Below are 22,184 nucleotides of genomic sequence, written 5' to 3'. Positions count from 1 at the left end.
GCTGGTAGGTCTGCACTCGAATCACGAGGCTGACCGGGTGAGCGGGTGAGCGGGTGAGCGGGTGAGCGGGTGAGCGGGTGAGCACACCATTCTGGGTGGAGTGCCCCTGCCTGCTTGGACGCAGGAGATCGGCAGCAAGCATGCGCTTAGACCTGAGACGAACGGGCGGCCACCCTCGGGCGCGATCGACAGAGAAGGACCTACCCGCCGGCTCCCCTGAGTGTCAGACCTCGGGAACGACGACCACCTTGCCGGCCAGCGCGCCCGCCGCGGCGCGGGCGTGGACGGACGCGAGGTCGGGGAGGGCGACCCGCTCGGCGACGTCGACGACGAGCTCACCGCGGTCCACGCGTGCCACGAGCTCGGCGAGCTGCTGGGGGTCGTTGCGGACGTAGAGGTCGATGCCGCGCACCCCGCGCGCCTCGTCGCTCGGGGCGGGCATCCACACGGTGGTGTTGACGATGACGCCCCCGTCGCCGACCAGGGCGGCCAGCGCGGCGAACTGCTCGGGCGTGATCGGCGCGAGGTTGAGCAGGACGTCGACCGGAGCCGTCACCGCGGCGCTGACCTCGGTCGCCGTGTGGTCGACGACCTCGTCGGCCCCGAGGCCCTCGAGGTGCTCCCGGCTGGTCGCGCTGCCGGTCGCGATGACGTGAGCGCCCGCGGCCTTGGCCAGCTGTACGGCGTAGCCGCCGACCGCACCGCTCGCGCCGTTGACCAGGATCCGCTGCCCGGCCCGCAGGCCGGCGTGCTCGAACAGCGCCTGCCACGCGGTGAGGCCGACGATCGGGAGCGCGGCCGCGTCGACGAGCGGGATCGAGGTCGGGGCCGCGGTCAGCCCCGCGGCGTCCGCGAGCACGTACTCGGCTGAGGCGCCGTCCACGACGAACGGCAGGAACCCGATCACCGCGTCGCCGACCGCAGTGCCGCTGACGCCCTCGCCCACCGCGTCGACGGTGCCGGCGACGTCCAGGCCCGGGATGTGCGGCAGCGTCAGGGGCATCGGGCCCTGCATGTTGCCGGCGCGGATGTTGCCGTCGACGCCGTTGAACGTCGTCCCGGCGACCTTGATGCGCACCTGGCCGGCGCCGGGGGTGGGGAGGTCGACGTCCTCGTAGCGCAGGACGTCGGCGTCGCCGTACTGGTGGAAGCGGATGGCCTTCATGGGGAGCTCCTCGTTCGATCGGAATGCTTCGAATCCGAAGCACACGCAGAACGTAGCAATGCTTTGAACTCGAAGCAAGTGTTTCGAATCTGAACATTCGGCGTAGAGTGCGGCCGTGCCCTTCGCCGAGCCCTACGACCACCTGCGCCTCGACGAGACCCAGCTGCGTGCCTACTTCGGGCTGATGGACGTGGCGGGCCTGCTGCGGCACCAGGTCGAGCAGCAGCTGCGCGAGGCGGCCGGACTCACCTACGTGCAGTTCAAGGTGCTGGCCCGCCTGGGCCTGGACTCACCGACCGGCAGCCTGCGCATGACCGAGCTCGCCGACGAGGTGGTCTACAGCCGCAGCGGCCTGACCTACCAGGCCGGGCAGATGGAGAAGGCCGGCTGGGTCGAGCGCGGCCCCTCGCCCGACGACGACCGCGGCGTCACGGTGACGATCACTAGCAGTGGACGCGAGCGGCTGGCCCAGGCGCTGCCGGGCCACATCGAGGTCGTGCGCGACCTGCTCTTCGCGACCCTGGGCGAGCGCGACGTCAGCACCCTCGCCGGCCTGCTCGAGCCGGTCCTCGACCACATGCGCGCCCAACCGCCGCGGTCAGCCACGCCTCGGCGCCGCAAGCGGTGATCCGCGACGGTGCACCGGTCTAGACCGGTGTACCCGTGATGTAACGCCGGACCGCACTCGTGACATGTGGTGGTTGCCGGCGGTCTTGACGACCACCCCCGCAACTCAGGACCGCCGGCCCCTTCGGGGGCGCTCAGAGGTGGTCGGGGACGATCAGCGCGTCGGGGTCCTGGCGCGGCGGCAGGCACTCGAGCGCGAGCTGCACCAGCGCGACCCGGGCCGTGAGCAGCGCCTTGCGGCGTACGCCGCGCTCGTCACCGAGGTGCTCCTCGACGGCAATCCGGACCTGCTCGTCGGTGTACGTCGGCCGCCCGCCCGGAGCGACCTCGACGTCGGGCAGCGCCACCAGGGTCGCCAACAGTTGGGTGCCGAGCGCGTCGAGCATCTGGAACCGCGCGAACCGCGACAGCCCCTCCCATGCCTCCTCGACGGTCCGCGAGCCCTTGCGGACCGACCGGTCCTGGGTCGCGAGCACGTTCTTCGCGACCTCGGTCAGGGCCACGGTCAGCTCGTGCTCGGTGAATCGCATGGGACCAGCCTGCCGCACCGCCTCGGGAAACACCCGGAGGTTCCCCCGATGTCCGCGTGGATCCGGGCCGACCACGCCGCTGCGGGGCTAGGTTGAGGATCGTGGGCGTGATCGAGACCGCGGGGCTGACGAAGCAGTACCCCCGGGTCACCGCGCTCGACCGGCTCGACGTCACCATCGGCGAGGGCGTGACGGGGTTGGTGGGCGCCAACGGCGCCGGCAAGTCGACGCTGATCAAGATCCTGCTCGGCCTGATCCCGGCCACCAGCGGCAGCGCCACCGTGCTCGGCCACGACGTCGCCACCGAGGGCGGGCAGATCCGGGCGCTCGTGGGCTACATGCCCGAGCACGACTGCCTGCCGGCCGACGTCTCCGCCAGCGACCTGGTCGTGCACCTGGGCCAGATGTCCGGGCTGCCGTACGCCGCGGCCCGCGAACGGGCCTCCGACGTGCTGCGACACGTCGGCCTCGCCGAGGAGCGCTACCGCCCGATCGGCGGCTACTCCACCGGCATGAAGCAGCGCGCCAAGCTCGCGCAGGCACTGGTCCACGATCCCCGCTTGGTGCTGCTCGACGAGCCCACCAACGGCCTGGACCCGTCCTCGCGCGACGACATGCTCGCGCTGGTGCGCCGGATCGGCCGGGAGTTCGGGATCGCCGTGCTCGTCACCTCACACCTCCTCGGCGAGCTCGAGCGGGTCAGCGACCACGTCGTCGTGCTCGACGGCGGCAAGCTGCTGCGCTCCTCGGCCACCACCGAGTTCCTGCACGCCACCGGCAGCCTCCTGGTCGAGGTGCAGGGCCGCCCCGACGCCGACCGGCTGCTCGGCCAGGCCCTGGTCGACGCCGGCCTGGTCGCCCGGCCCGCGGAGGGCACGATGATCGAGGTCGAGGTCCGCGACGAGACCACCCCCGACGTCGTCCGCGACCTCACCGTCGACCTCGGGCTCGGGCTGGTGCGGATGCAGGAGCGGCACCACCGCATCGAGGACGTCTTCCGGGACGGAGGTGCCGGCGATGTCCAGCCCGTCTGAGCTGCCCGTGAACGCCGCGACCGGCACCACGCCCCCCACCGGGGTCATCCACGACCTCGGCTACCGCCCGTACGGCGGGCCACGGCTCGGCGAGGGCCCGGTCGCCTGGTCGTTCTTCAAGACCGGCCTGCGCAACACCTACGGCCTGGGCCGCTCGGCCCGCTCGAAGGTGCTGCCGATGATCCTCCTCGGGCTGATGCTGCTGCCCGCACTGATCCTGGTCGGCGTGCTGGTGCAGGCCAGGAACATCCTCGACCTCGACGAGCAGATCGTCGCGTACTCGACGTACCCGCTCACCACGCAGCTGCTGATCTCGGTGTTCGTGGCCTCCCAGGCCCCGGCGCTGATCTCCCGCGACCTGCGGTTCCGCACGATCACGCTCTACCTCGCGCGGCCGATGCGCCGGTCGGTCTACGTGCTGGTGCGGCTGGGCTCGCTGGCGGTCGCGACGTTCATCCTCATCGGCGCCCCGCTCCTGCTGATGTACGTCGGCGGCCTGCTCGCGGACCTGCCGCCCGGGCGCGAGACCGGCCGGTTCCTCGGCGCGATCGTCGGCGCCGCGCTGCTCGCGGCCTGCCTCGCCGGGCTGGCCGCGCTGGTCGCGGCCCTCACGATCCGCCGCGGGCTGGCGGTGACCGCGGTGATCGTGGTGCTGCTCGTCAGCTACACGGTCGTCTCCACGATCCAGGGCATCGCGGTCGGCGCCGACCAGGACGTGGTCGGCGAGGTCGCCGGGCTGTTCTCGCCGTACACGCTGGTCAACGGCGTGCAGGTCTTCCTCTTCAACGCCCCCGAGGCCACGCCGACACCACCGTCCGGCGACGCCATGGGGATCTTGTACGTCGTCGCCACGGCGCTGACGGTGCTGGGCTCGATCGGCGGGCTGATGCTGAGGTACCGGAAGGTCAGCCCATGAGCGAGATCCGGATCGACCACGTCTCGCGGTGGTACCGCAACGTCGTCGCGATCAACGACGTCTCGATGACGATCGGCCCCGGCGTCACCGGCCTGCTGGGCCCCAACGGGGCCGGCAAGTCCACGCTGATCGCGATGATGTCGGGCTTCCTGGCTCCCTCCACCGGCACGGTCACCCTCGACGGCGACCCGCTCTGGCGCAACGAGCAGGTCTACCGCAAGCTCGGGCTGGTGCCCGAGCGGGAGGCGCTGTTCGACTACCTCACCGGACGCCAGTTCGTCGTCGCCAACGCCGAGCTGCACGGGCTCGCGGACCCCGGGGCCGCGGCGCAGCGGGCGATCGCGCTGATCGAGATGACCGATGCCCAGGACCGCGAGATTTCGACGTACTCCAAGGGCATGCGGCAGCGGATCAAGATGGCGTCCGCGCTCGTGCACGACCCGGCGGTGCTGCTGCTCGACGAGCCGTTCAACGGCATGGACCCCCGCCAGCGGATCCACCTGATGGAGCTGCTCCGCACGATGGGTGCCGAGGGTCGCACGGTGCTGTTCAGCTCCCACATCCTCGAGGAGGTCGAGCAGGTGGCGCGCCAGATCGAGGTCGTGGTGGCCGGCCGGCACGCGGCGTCGGGCGACTTCGGCGCGATCCGGCGGCTGATGACCGACCGGCCCAACCGGTTCGTGCTGCGCACCGGCGACGACCGGCTGATGGCGTCGGTGCTGCTCGCGGACTCCTCCGTGCGCGGGGCGCGGCTGCGCTCGGAGGGCGGGATCGAGCTGGAGGCCTCCGACTTCGGGCGGTTCAGCGAGGTGCTGCCCCGGCTGGCGCGCGAGCACGGCGTACGCCTGCACGAGGTGACCCCGACCGACGAGTCCCTGGAGAGCGTCTTCTCCTACCTGGTGGCCCCGTCATGAGCCGGGCCATCTCCCCCACGATCGTCCGGCTGGGCGTGCGCAGCATCTTCGGGCGCTGGCGCGGGGCGCTGCTGTTCGTGCTCCCGGTCGTGCTCATCGGGCTGTCGGCGCTGGCGCGAGCGCTGGTCGGCCAGGACGACGTCGGCGCCCGGCACACGCTCTACGGGCTCGGCCTGGTGGTGATCGTGCCGCTGATCGCCCTGCTCGCGACCTCTGGGCTGCTGGCTCCCGAGATCGACGACGGGTCGATCGCCTACCTGTTGGCCAAGCCGATCTCGCGGCACACGATCGTGATCAGCAAGCTCGTGGTGGCGGCCGGGTGCGTGCTGGTGTTCGCCGCGGTGCCGATGTTCCTCGCCGGGCTGGTGCTGCTGACCGACACCCCGTCGTACGCCGTGGGCTTCGCGGTCGGCGCGCTGGCCGAGGGCATCGCCTACTGCGCGCTGTTCGCGCTGCTGTCGGTGATGACCCGGCACGCCGTGGTGATCGGGCTGATCTACCTGCTGATCTGGGAGGGCCTGCTGGGCGGGCTGCTCGACGGCGTGCGCTGGCTCAGCGTGACCCGCTGGTCGGCGGCCGTCGTCCAGCAGGTCGCGGACGTGTCGCTGGTCGACAAGCTCCCGCTGGCGTACGCCGTGATCGCGCTCGCCGTCGTGATCGTGGCCGGCACCTGGCAGACCGGACGCCGGCTACGCGCGTTCAACCTCACCGGCGACGAGTGAGCGCCCGGTGTCGGCGAGGGTCTCCTCGATCGGCCGGGGATCGAAGCCGAGGACCTCACGCGCCAGAGCGGTGACGAGGACCGGCACCGCGGGCGCCGGTCCGTCCATCTCCTCGGTCGGCGCGGCATCGGCCACGTCACCGAGCGCGGCCCGGAGGCTCCGGGCGATGTCGAGCCGGCTCACGGTCGCGGCGGTGAGCAGGAAGCGCTGACCCGCGGCCCCCGGCACCTGCAGCGCACGCACGTGCATGGCGGCCACGTCGCGCACGTCGACCGCCCCGGAGACCGCGCGCGGCGCGAGCGGCATCAGGCCGCGCAGCATCGCCAGCACGATGCCGGCCGACGTGCCGGCATCCGGGCCGAGCACCGGACCGAAGATCCCGGTGGGGTTGAGCACCACCAGCTCGGGCGCGCCGTGGAGGCGCACGTCGTCCCAGGCAGCCCGCTCCGCGACCGCCTTGGAGCGAATGTACGCCGGGAGGTCCGGCGTCGGGTCGGTCCAGTCGCGCTCGTCGTACCGCCGGCCGTCGACCACCGGGTAGCCGATCGCGGCGAACGACGACGTCAGCACGACCCGCTCCACGCCGGCCTCCCGCGCAGCACCCAGCACCCGCAGCGCGCCGTCGCGGGCCGGCCCGATCAGCTCGTCGGGGTCCGCCGGCTCGACCGCCGGGAACGGCGAGGCCACGTGCAGCACCGACCGGCAGCCGGCGACGGCCTCGGCCCATCCGTCGTCGCGGGTCAGGTCCGCCTCGGCGAAGGACAACCGGGCCGGGTCGGCGCCGGCGCGAGCCACCATCGCCCGCACCTCCTCGGCGCGGGCCAGGCTCCGCAGCGTGGTGCGCACGGCGTACCCGGCCGTCAGGGCGGCGGCCACGGTGTGCGCGCCGAGGTAGCCGGTGCCCCCGGTGACGAGGACGGTCGTGCGGTGGACAGGGTCAAGCGTGGTCATGTCGTCCTCTCGGGGCGGGTCAGAGCAGGTCGGCGAGCTCGGTGAGCCGCCGCACGGCACGCTCCTCGGCGGCGGGGTCGCCCGCCTCGCGTGCCGACCAGAGCGCGGCCTTCTGGGCCAGGTAGTCGCGGCGCAGCTGGAGCGCCGCGATCTCCCGGGTCACCCGCTGCACGTGGCGCTCGAAGAGCTCACGCTCCGCCGTCGCATCGTCGGCGCGGAGGTGCTCGCGGTAGCGGCGCATCTCCTCGATGCCCATGCCGGTCGCGCGCAAGCAGGACAGCGCCTCCAGGGTCTGGAGCGTCGCGGCGTCGTAGCGGCGGTGGCGACTGCTGTCGTCGCGGGGCACCCGGTCGATGAGCCCGACGCGCTCGTAGTAGCGCAGGGTCGCGTCGGTGAGGCCGGTACGCCGAGACACCTCCTGCATCGTGAACCAGGAGGTGGAGGCGGTCGCGGTGGTCATGCCACCCAGTCTGCGGAACCTGAAGCGCTTCAGGTCAAGCAGTGACCAGGCAAGCGATCAGCTGAGCACCCAGGCGAGCGTCCCGGAGACCACGAACAGCACGACGGCCAGCAGCAGCACCGGGACGAGCGGCCAGTCGGCCATGCGCCGGCGCGGCAGCGTCACCGCGCGGCCGGCCGCGAGCTCGCGGAGCGCGGCGGCGAGGTCGGCGCAGCTCGCGAAGCGCTCCGTCGGCCGGGCCGCGAGTGCCCGGGTCAGCACGTCGTCGAGCTGGCCGGGCAGACCGAGCTCCGCGGCGATCGGGGGCGGTGGGACGTCGGGACGAGCCCGGGCCGCGGCCGGCGAGTCCACGTCGTACGGAAGCCGGCCGCTGAGCAGCTGGTAGGTCACCGCCCCCATCGCGTAGACGTCGGCCCGGGCGTCGAAGCCACCGATGTTGCTCGCCTGCTCGGGCGCCATGTAGGCCGGGCTGCCGGTGACCACGGTCAGCATCGAGGCGTCGGCGAGCAGCTTGGCGCTGCCGAGGTCGGCGACCAGCACGCGCGGGGCCGGACCGCTCGCGTCGACGAGCAGGTTGCTGGGCTTCACGTCGCGGTGCACGACACCCTCGTCGTGGAGCACCTGGACCGCCTCGGCCGCCTCGACGGCGAGCGCCAGCGCGGCGCCCGGGGTGAGCGTGCCGACCCGCGACTCCAGCGTGCCGCCGTCCACCAGGTCCATCACGAAGTAGGGCCGGGCGAACCCGTCGTCGCCGTACGCCGTCCCGACGTCGTGCACGCGCACCACGGCCGGGTGGGCGATCCGGCGCAGCAGCCGCGCCTCGGCCAGGAACCGCTCGCAGACCCCGGCGTCGGCGGCCCAGTTCTCGGCCAGGACCTTGACCGCCACGGTGCTGTCGAGCTCGGGGTCGTATCCGCGCCACACCGTGGCGAACGCCCCGGTCCCGAGCCGCTCCTCGAGCAGGTAGCGTCCCAGGCGTGCCATGCAGCCAGTATCCCGGGAGGCTCGATGTCGGGCTCACCGCCTGAGGTGGATCGTGACGACGAGCTCCTCGACGCGCTCGTCGTGCGCGCCCGTCGTGGCGACGCCGCGGCGCTCGAGGACCTGCTCGCGCGCATCCGGCCGATGGTGCTGGGGCGGTGCCGCCGCTTCCTGCCCTACCCCGAGGACGCCGAGGAGGCGGCCCAGGACGCGCTCCTGACGATCGCCACCAAGCTCGACCAGTTCACGGGGCGTGGGTCGTTCCGCGGCTGGGTCGTGGTGATCACGTCCAACACCGCCCGGGGCACGTACCGGTCGTTGCGGCGCCGAGCCGGCGAGCGCTCCGCCGAGCTGCTGCCCGAGCACCCGGACCCGCGCACCACGAGTGTCATCGCCGGCACCCGCCTGGACCTGCTGGACGCCCTGGAGGAGCTCGAGGAGCGCTCGCCCAGCGTGGTCGAGCCGTTCGTGCTCCGCGACCTCGGCGGGCTGACGTACGACGAGATCGCGGCCACGACGGGTGCGCCGATGAGCGCGGTCAAGGACCGGATCCACCGGGCGCGCGCCCAGCTGCGGGCGATGCTCGGGGAGCGATGAGGCGACGGATCGGCCGGACGGCCGCGCTCCTGCTGCTGGCGACATCCGTGGTCGCCGGGGCCGCCGCTGGTCTCACGGCGAACGCCGTCTCCGGTCCGGGGCCCGACCCGGCCTCCGCTCCGGGCTCGGGCAGCCACACCCCACGGCCGACCCCGGACGGTGGACTGCTCGGCGCTGACGACCTGCTGGCGACCACCGACTTCGAGACGATCGGCTGGCCGGTGCTGTCGATCGAGGCGCTGGCGAACGGCGAGCCCCAGTTCGCCTACGCCTGTCAGCGCTCCGCCCTGAGCCACGTCGCGCTCCTGTCCGGAACGGTCAGCGTCGACTGGGACCACGCCTCGTCGCTGACCGCCGCCGAGACCGTGACCCAGGTGGAGACGCCACCCCAGGCGCGGCAGCTGTACCGGCGCATCTCGGGTTGGTACCAGGACTGCACGAGCGGCACCGGGAACCAGCAGTCGACCCTCGTCAGCTCGGTCGACACCGACGGCGGGACCGCCGAGGTGTGGCGGATCGGCCGCGCCGATGCCGAGCACGCGGCGTACGGCGTGCTGGCGCGCTCCGGTGACCGGATCGGCCTGGTCGACGTGTACGGCGACACCACCCCGGTCGACCCGGACGGGCTGCACGACCTGGCCACGCGCGTCGTCCAGCGGCTCGGCTGAAACTTCTCGCGGCTCCCAACCAACAAAACCGTGCCCCCGGTCATCACGTAGACGTCCGCATCACCATGCACGTCTTGGAGGAACCGATGAACATCCGACGCACCACCCTCGCCGCCGCTGCCGCCGCTCTGGCGCTCACCGGAGGACTTGCCACCGGGTCCGCGTCCGCCCTGCCGGCGGACCGTGCCGCCGCAGGCACTCACGACCTGCTCACCCGCGCGGCCGTCGCCCGCGCGTTCGACTCCGACCAGCCCGTCACCCGCCACACGGGCGCAGGCGGCTTCGCGCTCTCGGCCTGCACCGGCGAGACGCGGATGCGCGACGTCGTCGGTCGCCACGACCGGATCGTGCACGCCACGTTCAAGGGCCGCACCGGCGATGGGCCGTTCACCGTGTCCGAGCAGGTCGCCGGCCGGTCGTCGGTCGCCAAGGCCACCGCGAGCTACCGCCATATCGTGCGCGAGGTCAGCGCCTGCCAGGACGTGCCCGAGGGCCACTGGTACTACGGACCCGCCCACCGGTGGTCCACCGATGCCGGCACGGTCACGTGGATGCTCGCCTTCAACGGGGACGGCACCCGCGCGGGCGGGTACGCCGCCCTGGCCGCCGACACGAACGTCGGCGTCGTCGAGGTGTCCGCACCCATGGGTCCGCGGCAGCTGTCGGCGCTCGCCCGCGCGGCCGTGCTGCGAGCCGCCTGAGGATCTCGCGCGAACTCGATCCGATGCGCTGCGGTCCCGGCCACGCCTAGGGTGGTCGGGAACGCGCGCTCGACACTCGGGGGAGATCGGCATGAGGCTCAGGACCTGGCGTAGGACGACGGCGACAGCAGGGGCCGCGGCTCTGGCACTGCTCGGACCCGCCATCCCGGCCCTCGCGGGCGGGACGACACCCGCGACGTGCTTCGGACTCGCCGCCACCATCACCGCGCCCGCGGGCACGGACGAGGTCCGCGGCACCGAGGGCGACGACGTCATCGTCGTCTCGGACGTCGGCTCGGTGTGGGCCCTTGGGGGCGCGGACGCCGTCTGCGTCACGGGTTCGGCCGTCATCAATGCGGGCGAGGGCAACGACCGGGTCCAGAACACGCAGGACGACGGCGTCAGCCAGGTGGTCCTGGGCTCGGGCTCCGACCTCTTCGAAGGCTCCGACGGCAGTGAGGAGGTCTACGCCGAGCGGGCCGACGACGGGGACTCCGTCCCGGGCACCGGCACCGAGAACACCGACGTGATCCGCACCTACGGCGGGCTCGACCGGGTCATCTCCGGCACCTACAGCCAACCCAACGACGACGACATCGACCTCGGCGCCGGCAACGACCTCGTGACCGTCTTCAATCCCCCGGGAGGCGAAGCTCACGTGTCCGGTGGGCCGGGCACCGACAGTTACACCGCCTGGATGTCGGAGGTGGAGGACATCGTCCGCATCGACCTCCCCGCCGGGACCGCGACGGCGGACGGGGTCGCGTTCAGCACCCTCGACAGCGTCGAGGACGTCGCCGTCACCAGCACCGGCACGGTCGAGGTCGAGGGGACCGAGGGCCCCAACACGATCTACGTGGCCGGTCGACGGCCGAGCGTCGACGCCGGAGGCGGCGACGACATTCTCCGGTTCAGCAGCGACCCACACCGCGCCATCGGCGGACCGGGCGTGGACACGATCGAGATGCTCGGCTACACCGGCACCGAGAACCTGTCGGTCGTCTACGACCTGGCCCGCGGGCTCTTCACCCGCAGGGGCCACACGGCACCGTTCGAGACCGAGCGGCTGGAGGTCAGGAGCACCGGCTACGCCCGCGAGCCGGTGCGGATCCTGGGGACCAGCGGTCACGACGTCATCGAGACCGGGGCGTGCGGCAGCATCGCGCGGGGCCGGGGCGGCGGCGATGTGCTGCGCTCCCGCAGCGAGCAGTGCGGCGGGTCTGCCGTCCGGCTGTACGGCGGGGCCGGCGACGACTGGCTGGTCGGCGGCCACGACCGCGACGTGCTGCTCGGTGGGTCCGGCGCCGACCGCGCTCGCGGCGGGCGCGGTGTGGACCGCTGCCGCGCCGAGGTCGAGCTCGGCTGCGAGCGCGACTGACGCGGTCGTATCCTGCGAACGAACCTGCACTCGGGAGACGGGGGACTCGATCGTGGGACGCATGACGCGGGCCGTGCTCGCGGGATTCGCCGTCGCGGCCTGGATGGTGCTCGTGGACGCCGCCTTCGACCGGGCCTGGCCGTCGGGGCCGGCCACCTTCTGGGTGATCTACGTCGGCGGCTTCGTGGTCATCTACGTCGGCGCGGAGATCATCGACTCGGCCGTGAAGCGCCGGCGCCTACGCGACGAGGAGCAGCCGGTCAGCGGGGCGTGAGGCCCAGCACGGCGTACCCGAACGCGTCGGCGACGACCCGGGTCCCGTCGACGACCACGCCGCTCACCTCCAACGGGGACGCGGTCCACCCGGCGAGGGCCGCGACCTCGACCTCGCGGGTCGAGCCTGCGGGGTTGACGACGACCAGGTGCCGCTCGCCGCGGCGGTAGACCAGCGGGTAGCCGTCGGCGAGGACCTCGGTCGGTGTGCCCGGGCGCAGCTCGGGCGCACGCCGGCGCAGCTGGATCAGCCGGCGGACCCGGTGCAGCGTCGAGTCGTCCCGGGCCCGCTGGTCGGCCACGGTCGGCCGGTGCGGGTCCGGGTCCTGCGGCAGGTAGACGTCCTCGGACCGGGCGGAGGAGAACCCGGCGTTCGGCTCGCTGTCGTCCCACTGCATCGGGGTGCGGCAGCCGGCGCGGTTGAACCCGGGGCTCCAGATGCTGCCCTCCCGGTCGGGCAGGCCCGTCAGGTAGCGCAGCCCGATCTCGTCGCCGTAGTAGATCGACGGGATCGAGCCCCAGGTCAGCAGGAACGCGAAGGCCGCGCCGAGCTGGTCGGCCGGCCGGGGCGCGGTCGCGAGCCGGGAGAAGTCGTGGTCCGCCGACGGGAGCACGACCAGCCGGTCCCCGCCTGAGCCGGCCTGGTGCTGGGACCACAGCTCCAGGAACGCGCCGAACCGGTCGGCGTCCTCCGGCGCGCTCGCGTCGAAGTAGCAGGGGCCGAGGTCGGGCAGGGTGGCCAGCGTGCCCGCGCCGCCGTTGTTGAACAGGAGGCTGTGCGCCCGCTCGATCACCAGGAAGAAGTCGGCATCGAACCCTGCCCGGACACCGAGACCGGGCCCGGCCCGGTGGTCGTTCTCGGGCAGCAGCACGGCGTCGGGGTGACGATCCGCGATGGTCGCCCGCAGCTCGGCCCACAGCGCCGCGGTCGCGGTGAAGTCGGGATCGTCCTTCACCAGCGAGTAGGCCATGTCGACCCGGAACCCCGCCACGCCCCGGTCCAGCCAGTACGACATCACCTCGACCAGGGCCGCCCGGTTGGCCCTCGGTCCTGGGGCGTCCACGTCCTGCCGCCACGGCTCGGCATCGTCGAGGCGGGCGTGACCGAAGTTGAGCGCGGGCTGCTCGTCGAAGAAGTTCTTCAGGTAGTAGCCCGGCCTCGGGCCGGGCGATGCGACGAACCCCGGCCCGGGACGGTCCGACCAGATGTAGCGGTCGTCGCCGGGGTCGGCCGCCGACGCCCGGAACCACGGGTGCTCGACCGACGTGTGGCCGGCGACCAGGTCGAGCAGCACCCGGATCCCGCGGCGCCGCGCCTCGGCGACGAACGCCACCATGTCCTCGTTGGTGCCGTACCTCGGCGCGATCGTGAGGTAGTCGGCCACGTCGTACCCCGCATCACGGAACGGCGAGGCGAAGCAAGGGTTGAACCAGATCGCGTCGACGCCGAGCCACTCGAGGTGGTCCAGGTGTGCAGCCGCACCGGCCAGGTCGCCCGCCCCGTCCCCGTCGCCGTCGGCGTACGACGGCAGGAAGATCTGGTAGATCACGCTGTCTCGCAGCCACTCTGTCCCCGCCACGAGACCCATCCTCCTCCCCGCCGCCGGACCGTATCGTGGCGGCAGAGGCCTTCACTCGGGAGAGGATCGTGGGGATGACGCGGACCACGTGGAAAGACGCGGCGCCGGTCTGGCTGTTCTCGATGCTGCTGCTGGCCCCGGTCACGGCCGCCACCGCCGCACCCGTGGCACGGGCCGAGGCCGGGCCACACACTTGGCAGGTCGGCCCCGGTCGCGCGCTCACGACCCCGAGCGCGGCGGCCGCCCTGGCCCACGACGGCGACACGGTGCTGATCGACGCCGCGACGTACGCCGGCGACGTCGCGACCTGGACCCAGGACGACCTCACCCTGCGCGCTGTCGGCGGTCGCGCGCACCTGGAGGCCGACGGGCGGAGTGCGCAGGGCAAGGCGATCTGGGTGATCGCCGGTGACCGCACCCGGGTCGACCGGATCGAGTTCAGCGGCGCCACCGTCCCGGACGCCAACGGCGCCGGCATCCGCCAGGAGGGCACCGACCTCACGGTCACCCGCAGCTGGTTCCACGACAACCAGGACGGCATCCTCACCGGCGCCGACTCCGCGAGCGACGTCGTCATCCGGAGCAGCCGCTTCTTCCGCAACGGCGCGGGCGACGGGCAGAGCCACAACCTCTACGTCGGCGCGGTGCGGTCGCTGACCGTGACCGGCAGCTACCTGGGCGACGCCGACGTCGGCCACGAGCTGAAGTCCCGGGCCGCGCGCAACACGATCGTCGGCAACCGCATCGCCGACGGCGACGCCACCGCCAGCTACTCCATCGACCTGCCCAACGGCGGGCGCTCCCTGATCGCCGGCAACCTCGTCATCCAGGGCCCGAGCTCCGAGAACTCGACCCTGGTCTCCTACGGCGCCGAAGGGCTCACGGGCTCACCGGAGCTGTGGGTCGCCAACAACACCTTCGTGAACCGGCGGACGACGGGGACGTTCGTCAGCCTCGCCGACGCGAGTCGCGCCCACCTCGTCAACAACCTCCTCGTCGGCCCGGGCAACGTCACCACCGGCGCCGACCCCGTCGGCGCCAGGGCCAATCGCCGCGTGGGGCTGGCGGGGTTCGTTCGCCCGGCGCGAGACGACTTCCGGCTGCGAGCCGGCTCCCCCGCGATCAACCGGGGCGTGCGGGTGCCGGCCCAGTGGCGGGCCCGCTGGGAGTACGTCGACCCCGCCGGCCGGGCGCGCCGCCCGGTGGTCGGCCGCATCGACCTCGGCGCCTACGAGCGACGCCGCTGACCGCCGGCGGGCTCAGCGCCGCAGGATCCCTCTCACCAGCACTGCCAACAGCCCGACCGCCAGCGCGGCCACGACGAGGAGGATCAGGAGTTCCGAGAGTCCGTACCGAGCATGCGCCCACCCTAGTGCTCGCCGGGGTCAGGACCGGTGCGGCGCCGGGAGACCCACAGGCCGCTCCGCGACCAGGGACGCCAGCAGCGCGAGCCGTTCCGCGGTGTCGGTGCCGGGCTCCGCGTGGTGGACGACCAGGGTCTGGCCGTCGGTGCCCTCGACGGCGAGCTTCGCGAGTCGCAGGTCGAGCATGCCCACCAGGGGATGGTCCAGGAGCACCGGCTTGCTGCCCACCGCCTTGACGTCGTGGCGGGCCCAGGCCTGGCGGAACTCCTCGCTCTTCAAGGACAGCTCGCCGACGAGCTCGACCACACGCGGGTCGTCGATGTCGTGGCCCACGCGTGCCCGGAAGCCCGCCACGAGCTGCGGCGCGAGCTCGGGGCATCCGGGCAGCAGCGCGCGCTCCGCTGGGTCGAGGAACAGCGAGCGCAGCCGGTTCTCCCCGACCCGGACATTGGGCTGCAGGGCCGTCGCCAGCGGGTTGGCCAGGAGAACGTCGAGATAGCGACCCTCCACGAACGCCGGCAGGCCGATGACCTGCACCAGCTGGGCGATCTCGGGCGGCACCGTCTCGCGGCGCGGGCGGCGGACTCGTGATCGCGGTCGCGGGGAGCCGAGAGTGAGCAGGTACTCCGTGGCCGTCGCGTCCAGCTGCAGCACCCGCGCGAGCGCCTCGAGCACCTGCACCGAGGGGTTGCGGTCACGGCCCTGCTCGAGGCGCAGGTAGTAGTCGGAGCTGATGCCCGCGAGCATCGCGACCTCCTCGCGGCGCAGCCCCGCGACCCGGCGTACGCCATGGACCGGCAGCCCGACGTCCTCGGGCCGCACCAGCTCGCGGCGGGCCCGGAGGTAGTCACCCAGGCGACGGTCGTCGGTCACCCGTCCCACGGTAGCCGGGTGGTCCCGGCCGTCCCTGGCCCTCTCGCTCCCAGGATGAGCGGGACCTGGGCCATCGGATCCGGCCGGGGCACCGTGGTCGGCATGACGATCAATCCCACGACCCTTCCTGGCGGCACCTACGAGCTCGGCGACCTCACCGTGACCCGCGTCGGGTACGGCGCGATGCAGCTCGCCGGCCCCCATGTCTTCGGGCCGCCGGCCGACCGCGACGCGGCCGTTGCCGTGCTGCTTGAGGCGGTCGAGCTCGGCATCACCCACATCGACACCGCCGACATCTACGGACCCCACGTCACCAACGAGATCATCCGAGAAGCGCTGCACCCTTACCCCGCCGACCTGCACATCGTGACCAAGGTCGGCTCGCGTCGCGACGCCGAGGGCGGCTGGCCGCACGCGCGCAGCCCGCGCGAGCTCCGCGAGGACGTGCACGCGAACCTCGACCGCCTCGGTCTCGACACGCTCGATGTCGTGAACTACCGCGTCGGTGGGTTCGACCGCCCCGAGCCCGGCTCGATCGCCGAGGGGTTCGAGGCCCTGGCCGAGCTGCAGCGCGACGGGCTGATCCGCCACCTCGGGCTCAGCACCGTCTCGGCCGATCAGGTCGCCGAGGCGCAGGCGATCGCCCCGGTGGTGTGCGTGCAGAACCTCTACAACCTCGCCCGCCGCGACGACGACGACCTGATCGACGCGCTTGCCGAGCAGGGCATCGCCTACGTGCCGTACTTCCCGCTGGGCGGGTTCTCCCCGCTGCAGTCCGCGGCGCTGGACGCCGTCGCGACCCGGCTCGAGTCCTCGCCGATGGCGGTCGCGCTGGCGTGGCTGCTGCGGCGCTCACCGAACATCCTGCTGATCCCCGGCACCTCCTCGCTCGCCCACCTGCGCGAGAACGTCGCCGGTGCGGGGCTCGAGCTGTCGGCCGAGGACCTCGCGGAGCTGGACGCCATCGGTCGCTGAGCCGCAGGGCCACGGGGTTTCGAGGCTCGCTGCGCTCGCACCTCAACCGCCGTGGACGTCGCTCACACGGCGGTCACACGGTGGTTGAGGTGCGAGGAGCGCCAGCGACGAGCCTCGAAACCACCGCGACGCCGGTCAGGCGCCGCTCACACGGTGGTTGAGGTGCGAGGAGCGCCAGCGACGAGCCTCGAAACCACCGCGACGCCGGTCAGGCGGCCGCGGACGCCTTGCGGGCCTGCTGGTTGAGGCGGGCCTGGGCGGCGCGGCGCACCTTGGGGCCACCGGTGCTCATCTTGTAGAGCATGGTGAGCTGCTGCGGGGCGTTCTTGACGTTGGTGGTGGCCAGCCAGCCGTTGGGCAGCGAGAGCCGGACGACCTTGTGCCAGGCCGAGTAGACCTGCTTGGGCAGCGGCGCCTCGTGGTAGTTGAGGTCGTACTTCTCGAACAGCGCCTTCACACGCGGGGCGATCTCGGCGTACCGGTTCGAGGGCAGGTCGGGGAACAGGTGGTGCTCGATCTGGTGGGAGAGGTTGCCGCTCATGAGGTGCATCGCCTTCGAGCCGGAGATGTTGGCCGAGCCGAGCATCTGGCGCACGTACCACTCGCCGCGGGACTCACCCTCGATCGAACGCTTCTCGAAGGTCTCCACGCCCTCGGGGAAGTGGCCGCACATGATCACCGAGTGGCTCCACAGGTTGCGCACGACGTTCGCGGTGAAGTTCGCCGCGAGCGTGGGCAGGAACGACCCGGTCGGGATCGACAGTGCCGGGTGCACGACGTAGTCCTTGGTGGCCTGGCGGCGGATCTTGGTCAGCACGCCCTTGACCCGACGCTTGAAGTCGGGGTCCTGGGTCTGCTTCTTCTTGATCGTGGCGCCGAGCTCGAGGTCGTACGCCGCGATGCCGTACTCGAAGAAGCAGGCGTTGATGAAGTTCCACAGGGGCTGCACGAGGAAGAACGGGTGCCAGGGCTGGTCCTCGTCGACGCGCATGATGCCGTAGCCGAGGTCGTTGTCCTTGCCGATCACGTTCGTGTAGGTGTGGTGGAGCTCGTTGTGCGAGTGCTTCCACTGCTCGGCCGGCGTCGCCATGTCCCACTCCCAGGTCGTGGAGTGGATCTTGGGGTCGCGCATCCAGTCCCACTGGCCGTGCAGGATGTTGTGCCCGATCTCCATGTTCTCGAGGATCTTCGCGACGCTGAGGCCGGCCGTGCCGAGCACCCAGGCCGGCGGGAGCGAGGAGAAGAGCAGTACGGCGCGGCTGCCGAGCTCGAGTCGCCGCTGGACGTCGATGACCGTGCGGATGTACTTCGCGTCCTTCTCGCCGCGACTGTCCAGGATGTCCTGGCGGATCGCGTCGAGCTCGACACCGAGCTGCTCGATGTCCTCGGGCGTGAGGTGGTCGATCGGGCTGACGGGCTTCTTCTGGATCGCGGTCATGGCTTCGTCTCCTGGACGTCGATGTCGTCGGGCAGCTCAGCGGGTTTCGAGGCTCCTCGCTCGTTCCTCGCTCGGAGCACCTCAACCACCGCCGTGGTCGAGGTGGCACTCGCCGGCGGCGGCGTTGATGCAGGTCTGGATGATCACGCCGTCCCCGGGGGCGGCGGTGGTGAGCTGGCCGTTGCGCAGGTCGCGCACAGAGCCCTCGCGCAGCGGCAGCACACAGCCGTAGCAGACGCCCATCCGGCAGCCGCTCGGCATCAGCACGCCGGCGGACTCGGCGGCGTCGAGGATCGGGGTCGCGCCGTCGGCCTCGACGGTGATGCCGGAGGTGAAGCCGATGGTGCCGCCCTCGCCCGGCTCGGCGACCATCGGCGCGCGGAACCGCTCCACGTTGAGCGCGAGACCGAGGGCGTCGTAGCGCTCCTGCAACGCGTCGAGCAGGCCCGCGGGCCCGCACGCGTACGCCGTCCGGTCGGCCAGGTCGGGGACCATCGTGTCGAGATCGCGTACGTCGAGCAGGCCGTGGGTGTCGGTGTGCAGCTCGACGAGCCGCAGCCAGCCGGCGGCGCCGTAGCGTCGCAGCTCCTCGCCGAAGATCACCTCGGAGCGCGACAGCGCGGAGTGCAGCAGCACGATGTCGGTGGTGGGCCGCTCGGCGCGCGAGAACAGGTTGCGCAGCATGCCGATGACCGGGGTGATGCCGGACCCGGCGGTGACCAGCAGCAGCTTGGCGGGGATCGGCTGGGTCAGCACGAACTCGCCCTCGGCCTGGCCGAGGTGGATCATCTGGCCCGGCCGGATCCGGTGGACGAGGTGGTTGGACACGACGCCGTCGGGGATCGCCTTGACGGTGATCGAGATGCAGCGGTCGGCCCGGGGGCCGTGGGTCAGGGAGTAGGTGCGCCAGAGGCGGACACCGTCGACGTCGACGCCGACGCGGAGGTACTGCCCAGGGACGTGGCCGGCCCAGTCGCGACCGGGCTTGATCACCAGGGTCGCCGAGGCCGAGGTCTCCGGTCGCACCTCGACCACCCGGCCGCGCAGGTCGGTGCCGCGCCGCAGCGGGTGGAAGTGGTCGAGCACGTCGTCGAGGTCACGGGGCGTCACGGCCGCCTGGGCGACCTGGCGCAGTGAGGTGCGCAGCGACCACCCGGACCCGGACCGGGCCGAACCTGTGGGGATGGCGATGCTCATGTATCCGAGTGTGCTGGCCCGCGTGCGTAAGATCATGACCGCTGGACGTGAAGATCTGCATCACAATTATCATCTGCGAACAGTCTGGCTCGAGCAGGAGGCGAGATGGTCCGACACACGGCCCGGCGTACGGCGGACCACGGCCTGCGGCTCGACCCCGGCGCGGTGCACGACATGCGGGCCGAGCTGCCCCGCGTGGCCGAGCACGTGGTGACCGCGATCATCGACGAGGTGCCCAGCTACACCGACGCGTTCAGCGGGCCGATGGGCGAGACGATCCGCAACGCGGTGCAGCTGGCGCTCGGCGGCTTCCTCTCGCTGGCCAGCGGCAGCCGGGGTGCGGACGTCTCGACCCCGGCGGCACCGGCCGTCGAGGGCGCCTACCAGCTGGGCCGCGGCGAGGCTCGTAGCGGCCGGTCGACCGACGCGCTGCTCGCGGCGTACCGCATCGGCGCGCGCGTCTCGTGGCGCGAGATGTCCACGGTGGCGGTGCGCAAGGGGGTTGCCGGTGAGAGCCTCGCGGGCTTCGCGGAGCTGGTCTTCGCCTACATCGACGAGCTGTCCGCCGCGAGCGTCGCGGGGCACTCCGACGAGCTCGCCACGAGCGGCCGGGTGCGTCAACGGCTGCTGGAGCGCGTGGCCCACCACCTGCTGACGGGAGCACCCGTCGACCAGGTCGTCGCCGCGGCCGAGCGGGCCGGCTGGGAGCCGCCCAGGACGCTCACCGCGGTGATCGTCCCGGAGTCGCAGGTGCGGCCGGTGATGTCGACGGTCTCGCCGGCGACCTTGCAGGTCAGCGATCCGCCGGGCCTCGACGACAGCGTGCTGCTGCTGGTGCCGGACGCGCACGGCCACCGTCGCCTGCCGCTGCTGCGCGCGCTCGCCGACCGGGGTGCGCTCGCGGGGCCCGCGCGCCCGTGGCTGGAGGTGCGCACGTCGTACGACCGCGCGCTGCGGGCCCGCTCCGCCGGCATCGAGCTGGACACCGAGGCCCACCTGGTCGGGCTGGTCCTCGACGCCGACCCCACGGCACGCGCCGACCTGCGCGACCAGCTCCTCGCGCCCCTCGCCGGCCTGCGGCCCGGCACCGCCGACAAGCTCGCCGACACGCTGCGCTCCTGGCTGCTGCACCAGGGCCGGCGCGAAGCCGTCGCCGCCGAGCTGTTCGTCCACCCTCAGACCGTGCGCTACCGCATGGGCCAGCTCCGTGAGCTGTACGGCGACCGGCTCGACGACCCCGAGGTCGTGCTCGCGCTGGTGGTCGCGCTGGGCTAGGCGGTGCCGGGCGTCAGTACGGCCAGTCGGCGGGCGGGCTGTCGACGACCTCCACCACTTCGCAGGGCCCGGCGCCGTCGGGCAGGTCGTGGATGACGTCGAGACGGTCCCGCGCGCCGACGAAGTAGACCCGGTCGTAACCGCCCTGGCAGTAGATGTCGTCGCTGACCCCGTCGTCGAGCACGTAGTAGACGTCGTTGCCCTCCTCGCCGTAGGACTCGTCGCGGCCGGGGCCGAGGTAGATCACGTCGTCGTCCTCGTCGGCGGTGAGCTGGTCGTCACCGGCACCGTCCACGAGCAGGTCGGCGCCGGGTCCGCCGTCGAGCTCGTCGTCTCCCGCCCCTCCGTCCACGTAGTCGTCGCCCTCGCTGCCGGACACGTGGTCGTCGCCGTCCTCGCCGTAGACACGATCGGCACCCGCGGCGCCCACCAGGCCGCCGACGGCCGGCTGTCCGTCAGGGGTCGTCGCGGTGAGGTTGTCGTTGCCGGGGCCGCCGTAGAGGAGGTCGTCGCCCGACGCGCCGCGGATCGTGTCCCGGCCCTCGTCTCCGTGCAGGTCGTCGGCCCCGGAGCCGCCGTACAGGTCGTCGTCCCCGTCGCCGCCGTAGACCGAGTCGTCGCCGACCAGGGCGCTGAGGAGGTCGTCGCCGCCGTCACCGTGGAGCTCGTCGTCGCCGGTGAAGCTGTCGATGCGGTCCCGGCCGGCGCCGCCCCACACCTGGTCGTCGTCGGCGCCCGAGAGGATGTGGTCAGCGCCGCCGCGGCCCTTGACCACGTCGCGGCCCGCGAGGCTGGAGATCTGGTCGGCCTTCTGGGTGCCGACGATGCGATCGCTGCCGGCGGTGCCCTTCAGCGTGGCGCCGAAGGCAGGCGTGATCGTCAGCGTGAGGCTGCCGACGAGCACGGCGAGCGCTCGTGCACGGGGGTTCTTCATCGTCATCACCGATCCGAGAGAGGGCGTCCTGTCGGGCCACTCTGCGACAGATCGCTGCCCGACACCAACGCGCGGGGGCTCACCACCGAGCGCACGCGCCACGATCCGTCCCGCCGGCGTGCCTAGAGTCGAGCCCATGCTCGAGACCCAGCGCGAGGCCGTCCCCCGCAACGACGACGGTGAGCTCGACACGGCCCTGGCGTTCCTCCGGTTCCACCGGGCGTGCGCCCTGAAGAAGATCGAGGGACTCGACGAGGAGCAGCTGCGGCGCCGGCTCGTCGTGTCCGAGACGACCCTGCTGGGCCTGGTCAAGCACCTGGCCGACGGCGAGCGGTGGTGGTTCGCCCACCACCTGGGCGGCGACCCGGCGTACGCCGACACCGACTTCTCCATGGTGGTGCCGGCCGACGTGCCGGCGGCGGCGGTGGTCGCGGACTACCGCGCCGCGATCGAGGAGGCCGACCGGCACATCGCGGCCGCCGACGGGATCGAGACGCTCACCGTGGTGCCGGTCGACGGCCACCCCAAGACGCTGCGCTGGGTGCTGGCGCACACCGCCACCGAGGTGGCGCGCCACCTCGGCCACATGGACATCCTGCGCGAGCAGATCGACGAGACCACCGGCCGCTGA

The 22,184-nt window shown here is 72.5% G+C and carries 24 protein-coding genes; 14 read left to right on the top strand and 10 right to left on the bottom strand.

The features are described 5' to 3' along the window. Positions 1 to 223 precede the first annotated feature (223 nt). Positions 224 to 1,165: an NADP-dependent oxidoreductase gene (locus AC3ANS_RS00620; RefSeq protein WP_488294246.1), complete on the bottom strand. Its 942-nt coding sequence runs from the start codon at positions 1,163 to 1,165 to the stop codon at positions 224 to 226. Positions 1,166 to 1,280: 115 nt separating this feature from the next. On the opposite strand from AC3ANS_RS00620, the gene AC3ANS_RS00615 reads away from it, so the two are divergent. Continuing rightward, a complete protein-coding gene (locus AC3ANS_RS00615) occupies positions 1,281 to 1,793 on the top strand; it encodes a MarR family winged helix-turn-helix transcriptional regulator (protein WP_488294245.1) in 513 nt (170 codons plus the stop codon). Between the two features lie 133 nt (positions 1,794 to 1,926). Here AC3ANS_RS00615 and AC3ANS_RS00610 read toward each other — a convergent pair whose 3' ends face one another. Further along, a complete protein-coding gene (locus AC3ANS_RS00610; protein WP_488294244.1) occupies positions 1,927 to 2,322 on the bottom strand; it encodes a hypothetical protein in 396 nt (131 codons plus the stop codon). Positions 2,323 to 2,378: 56 nt separating this feature from the next. Here AC3ANS_RS00610 and AC3ANS_RS00605 point away from each other — a divergent pair, with 56 nt between their 5' ends. Genes AC3ANS_RS00605 through AC3ANS_RS00590 form a run of 4 tightly spaced genes read left to right on the top strand, consistent with a single transcriptional unit; the run spans position 2,379 to position 5,908 of the window. Beyond that, entirely contained in the window at positions 2,379 to 3,356 is a 978-nt protein-coding gene (locus AC3ANS_RS00605) for an ABC transporter ATP-binding protein (protein ID WP_488294243.1), read from the top strand. Further along, the gene (locus AC3ANS_RS00600) at positions 3,340 to 4,272 is read left to right on the top strand and encodes a hypothetical protein (RefSeq protein ID WP_488294242.1); all 933 of its coding nucleotides are present in this window, start codon (positions 3,340 to 3,342) and stop codon (positions 4,270 to 4,272) included. Before AC3ANS_RS00605 ends, AC3ANS_RS00600 begins: the two co-directional genes overlap by 17 nt. Beyond that, positions 4,269 to 5,186: an ABC transporter ATP-binding protein gene (locus AC3ANS_RS00595; protein ID WP_488294241.1), complete on the top strand. Its 918-nt coding sequence runs from the start codon at positions 4,269 to 4,271 to the stop codon at positions 5,184 to 5,186. The genes AC3ANS_RS00600 and AC3ANS_RS00595 overlap by 4 nt, the downstream gene beginning before the upstream one ends. After that, positions 5,183 to 5,908, top strand: a complete 726-nt coding sequence (locus AC3ANS_RS00590) for an ABC transporter permease (protein WP_488294240.1) — start codon at positions 5,183 to 5,185, stop codon at positions 5,906 to 5,908. Before AC3ANS_RS00595 ends, AC3ANS_RS00590 begins: the two co-directional genes overlap by 4 nt. On the opposite strand, the gene AC3ANS_RS00585 is transcribed toward AC3ANS_RS00590, so the two are convergent. From AC3ANS_RS00585 to AC3ANS_RS00575, 3 genes are read right to left on the bottom strand one after another with little or no spacing between them, the layout of a single operon-like run. Next, a complete protein-coding gene (locus tag AC3ANS_RS00585) occupies positions 5,876 to 6,859 on the bottom strand; it encodes an NAD-dependent epimerase/dehydratase family protein (protein WP_488294239.1) in 984 nt (327 codons plus the stop codon). The genes AC3ANS_RS00590 and AC3ANS_RS00585 overlap by 33 nt on opposite strands. 19 nt (positions 6,860 to 6,878) lie before the next feature. After that, complete coding sequence (locus AC3ANS_RS00580) at positions 6,879 to 7,319, bottom strand: MerR family transcriptional regulator (RefSeq protein WP_488294238.1); 441 nt, start codon at positions 7,317 to 7,319, stop codon at positions 6,879 to 6,881. Positions 7,320 to 7,376: 57 nt separating this feature from the next. Beyond that, positions 7,377 to 8,303 carry a serine/threonine-protein kinase gene (locus tag AC3ANS_RS00575; protein WP_488294237.1) on the bottom strand — a complete coding sequence of 309 codons (927 nt, stop codon included), beginning with the start codon at positions 8,301 to 8,303 and terminating at the stop codon, positions 7,377 to 7,379. Between the two features lie 45 nt (positions 8,304 to 8,348). On the opposite strand from AC3ANS_RS00575, the gene AC3ANS_RS00570 reads away from it, so the two are divergent. From AC3ANS_RS00570 to AC3ANS_RS00550, 5 genes are all read left to right on the top strand, one after another. Further along, positions 8,349 to 8,897 (top strand): RNA polymerase sigma factor, encoded by a 549-nt coding sequence (locus tag AC3ANS_RS00570; protein WP_488294236.1) that lies wholly within the window; start codon positions 8,349 to 8,351, stop codon positions 8,895 to 8,897. Then, entirely contained in the window at positions 8,894 to 9,565 is a 672-nt protein-coding gene (locus AC3ANS_RS00565) for a hypothetical protein (RefSeq protein WP_488294235.1), read from the top strand. Before AC3ANS_RS00570 ends, AC3ANS_RS00565 begins: the two co-directional genes overlap by 4 nt. 86 nt (positions 9,566 to 9,651) lie before the next feature. Beyond that, positions 9,652 to 10,266, top strand: coding sequence for a hypothetical protein (locus AC3ANS_RS00560; protein ID WP_488294234.1), 615 nt, complete (start codon positions 9,652 to 9,654; stop codon positions 10,264 to 10,266). A gap of 91 nt (positions 10,267 to 10,357) precedes the next feature. Then, on the top strand, positions 10,358 to 11,644 hold the full coding sequence (locus AC3ANS_RS00555; protein ID WP_488294233.1) for a hypothetical protein: 1,287 nt from the start codon (positions 10,358 to 10,360) through the stop codon (positions 11,642 to 11,644). A gap of 61 nt (positions 11,645 to 11,705) precedes the next feature. After that, positions 11,706 to 11,918: a hypothetical protein gene (locus AC3ANS_RS00550; protein ID WP_488294232.1), complete on the top strand. Its 213-nt coding sequence runs from the start codon at positions 11,706 to 11,708 to the stop codon at positions 11,916 to 11,918. Here AC3ANS_RS00550 and AC3ANS_RS00545 read toward each other — a convergent pair. Then, a complete protein-coding gene (locus tag AC3ANS_RS00545) occupies positions 11,905 to 13,497 on the bottom strand; it encodes an alpha-amylase family glycosyl hydrolase (protein WP_488294231.1) in 1,593 nt (530 codons plus the stop codon). The genes AC3ANS_RS00550 and AC3ANS_RS00545 overlap by 14 nt on opposite strands. Positions 13,498 to 13,571: 74 nt before the next feature. On the opposite strand from AC3ANS_RS00545, the gene AC3ANS_RS00540 reads away from it, so the two are divergent. Then, positions 13,572 to 14,744 carry a right-handed parallel beta-helix repeat-containing protein gene (locus tag AC3ANS_RS00540; protein WP_488294230.1) on the top strand — a complete coding sequence of 391 codons (1,173 nt, stop codon included), beginning with the start codon at positions 13,572 to 13,574 and terminating at the stop codon, positions 14,742 to 14,744. A 138-nt stretch (positions 14,745 to 14,882) separates the two neighbouring features. Here the strand turns inward: AC3ANS_RS00540 and AC3ANS_RS00535 are convergent, their stop codons facing one another. After that, entirely contained in the window at positions 14,883 to 15,734 is an 852-nt protein-coding gene (locus AC3ANS_RS00535; protein WP_488294229.1) for a helix-turn-helix domain-containing protein, read from the bottom strand. Between the two features lie 102 nt (positions 15,735 to 15,836). Between AC3ANS_RS00535 and AC3ANS_RS00530 the strand changes: the two genes are divergently transcribed. Further along, positions 15,837 to 16,709 (top strand): oxidoreductase, encoded by an 873-nt coding sequence (locus AC3ANS_RS00530; protein WP_488296570.1) that lies wholly within the window; start codon positions 15,837 to 15,839, stop codon positions 16,707 to 16,709. 208 nt (positions 16,710 to 16,917) lie between these two features. Here the strand turns inward: AC3ANS_RS00530 and AC3ANS_RS00525 are convergent, their stop codons facing one another. Then, complete coding sequence (locus AC3ANS_RS00525; protein ID WP_488294228.1) at positions 16,918 to 18,147, bottom strand: fatty acid desaturase family protein; 1,230 nt, start codon at positions 18,145 to 18,147, stop codon at positions 16,918 to 16,920. 81 nt (positions 18,148 to 18,228) lie between these two features. Next, on the bottom strand, positions 18,229 to 19,344 hold the full coding sequence (locus AC3ANS_RS00520; protein ID WP_488294227.1) for a ferredoxin reductase: 1,116 nt from the start codon (positions 19,342 to 19,344) through the stop codon (positions 18,229 to 18,231). 105 nt (positions 19,345 to 19,449) lie between these two features. Here AC3ANS_RS00520 and AC3ANS_RS00515 point away from each other — a divergent pair, with 105 nt between their 5' ends. Further along, on the top strand, positions 19,450 to 20,619 hold the full coding sequence (locus AC3ANS_RS00515) for a PucR family transcriptional regulator (protein WP_488294226.1): 1,170 nt from the start codon (positions 19,450 to 19,452) through the stop codon (positions 20,617 to 20,619). A 13-nt stretch (positions 20,620 to 20,632) separates the two neighbouring features. Here AC3ANS_RS00515 and AC3ANS_RS00510 read toward each other — a convergent pair whose 3' ends face one another. Next, positions 20,633 to 21,553: a calcium-binding protein gene (locus AC3ANS_RS00510; protein WP_488294225.1), complete on the bottom strand. Its 921-nt coding sequence runs from the start codon at positions 21,551 to 21,553 to the stop codon at positions 20,633 to 20,635. 136 nt (positions 21,554 to 21,689) lie between these two features. Here AC3ANS_RS00510 and AC3ANS_RS00505 point away from each other — a divergent pair, with 136 nt between their 5' ends. After that, positions 21,690 to 22,184: a DinB family protein gene (locus AC3ANS_RS00505; protein ID WP_488294224.1), complete on the top strand. Its 495-nt coding sequence runs from the start codon at positions 21,690 to 21,692 to the stop codon at positions 22,182 to 22,184.

Source organism: Nocardia sp. 149-1B (assembly GCF_057747975.1).
This window is presented reverse-complemented; position numbering and strand designations above follow the sequence as displayed.

Bases quoted from the DNA above. Each gene is read 5' to 3' on its own strand.
- AC3ANS_RS00525 (WP_488294228.1), bottom strand. From the start codon at position 18,147: ATGACCGCGATCCAGAAGAAGCCCGTCAGCCCGATCGACCACCTCACG.
- AC3ANS_RS00515 (WP_488294226.1), top strand. From the start codon at position 19,450: ATGGTCCGACACACGGCCCGGCGTACGGCGGACCACGGCCTGCGGCTC.
- AC3ANS_RS00530 (WP_488296570.1), top strand. From the start codon at position 15,837: ATGACGATCAATCCCACGACCCTTCCTGGCGGCACCTACGAGCTCGGC.
- AC3ANS_RS00585 (WP_488294239.1), bottom strand. From the start codon at position 6,859: ATGACCACGCTTGACCCTGTCCACCGCACGACCGTCCTCGTCACCGGG.
- AC3ANS_RS00555 (WP_488294233.1), top strand. From the start codon at position 10,358: ATGAGGCTCAGGACCTGGCGTAGGACGACGGCGACAGCAGGGGCCGCG.
- AC3ANS_RS00590 (WP_488294240.1), top strand. From the start codon at position 5,183: ATGAGCCGGGCCATCTCCCCCACGATCGTCCGGCTGGGCGTGCGCAGC.
- AC3ANS_RS00600 (WP_488294242.1), top strand. From the start codon at position 3,340: ATGTCCAGCCCGTCTGAGCTGCCCGTGAACGCCGCGACCGGCACCACG.
- AC3ANS_RS00550 (WP_488294232.1), top strand. From the start codon at position 11,706: ATGACGCGGGCCGTGCTCGCGGGATTCGCCGTCGCGGCCTGGATGGTG.
- AC3ANS_RS00620 (WP_488294246.1), bottom strand. From the start codon at position 1,165: ATGAAGGCCATCCGCTTCCACCAGTACGGCGACGCCGACGTCCTGCGC.
- AC3ANS_RS00575 (WP_488294237.1), bottom strand. From the start codon at position 8,303: ATGGCACGCCTGGGACGCTACCTGCTCGAGGAGCGGCTCGGGACCGGG.
- AC3ANS_RS00560 (WP_488294234.1), top strand. From the start codon at position 9,652: ATGAACATCCGACGCACCACCCTCGCCGCCGCTGCCGCCGCTCTGGCG.
- AC3ANS_RS00520 (WP_488294227.1), bottom strand. From the start codon at position 19,344: ATGAGCATCGCCATCCCCACAGGTTCGGCCCGGTCCGGGTCCGGGTGG.
- AC3ANS_RS00610 (WP_488294244.1), bottom strand. From the start codon at position 2,322: ATGCGATTCACCGAGCACGAGCTGACCGTGGCCCTGACCGAGGTCGCG.
- AC3ANS_RS00505 (WP_488294224.1), top strand. From the start codon at position 21,690: ATGCTCGAGACCCAGCGCGAGGCCGTCCCCCGCAACGACGACGGTGAG.
- AC3ANS_RS00595 (WP_488294241.1), top strand. From the start codon at position 4,269: ATGAGCGAGATCCGGATCGACCACGTCTCGCGGTGGTACCGCAACGTC.
- AC3ANS_RS00580 (WP_488294238.1), bottom strand. From the start codon at position 7,319: ATGACCACCGCGACCGCCTCCACCTCCTGGTTCACGATGCAGGAGGTG.
- AC3ANS_RS00510 (WP_488294225.1), bottom strand. From the start codon at position 21,553: ATGAAGAACCCCCGTGCACGAGCGCTCGCCGTGCTCGTCGGCAGCCTC.
- AC3ANS_RS00565 (WP_488294235.1), top strand. From the start codon at position 8,894: ATGAGGCGACGGATCGGCCGGACGGCCGCGCTCCTGCTGCTGGCGACA.
- AC3ANS_RS00540 (WP_488294230.1), top strand. From the start codon at position 13,572: ATGACGCGGACCACGTGGAAAGACGCGGCGCCGGTCTGGCTGTTCTCG.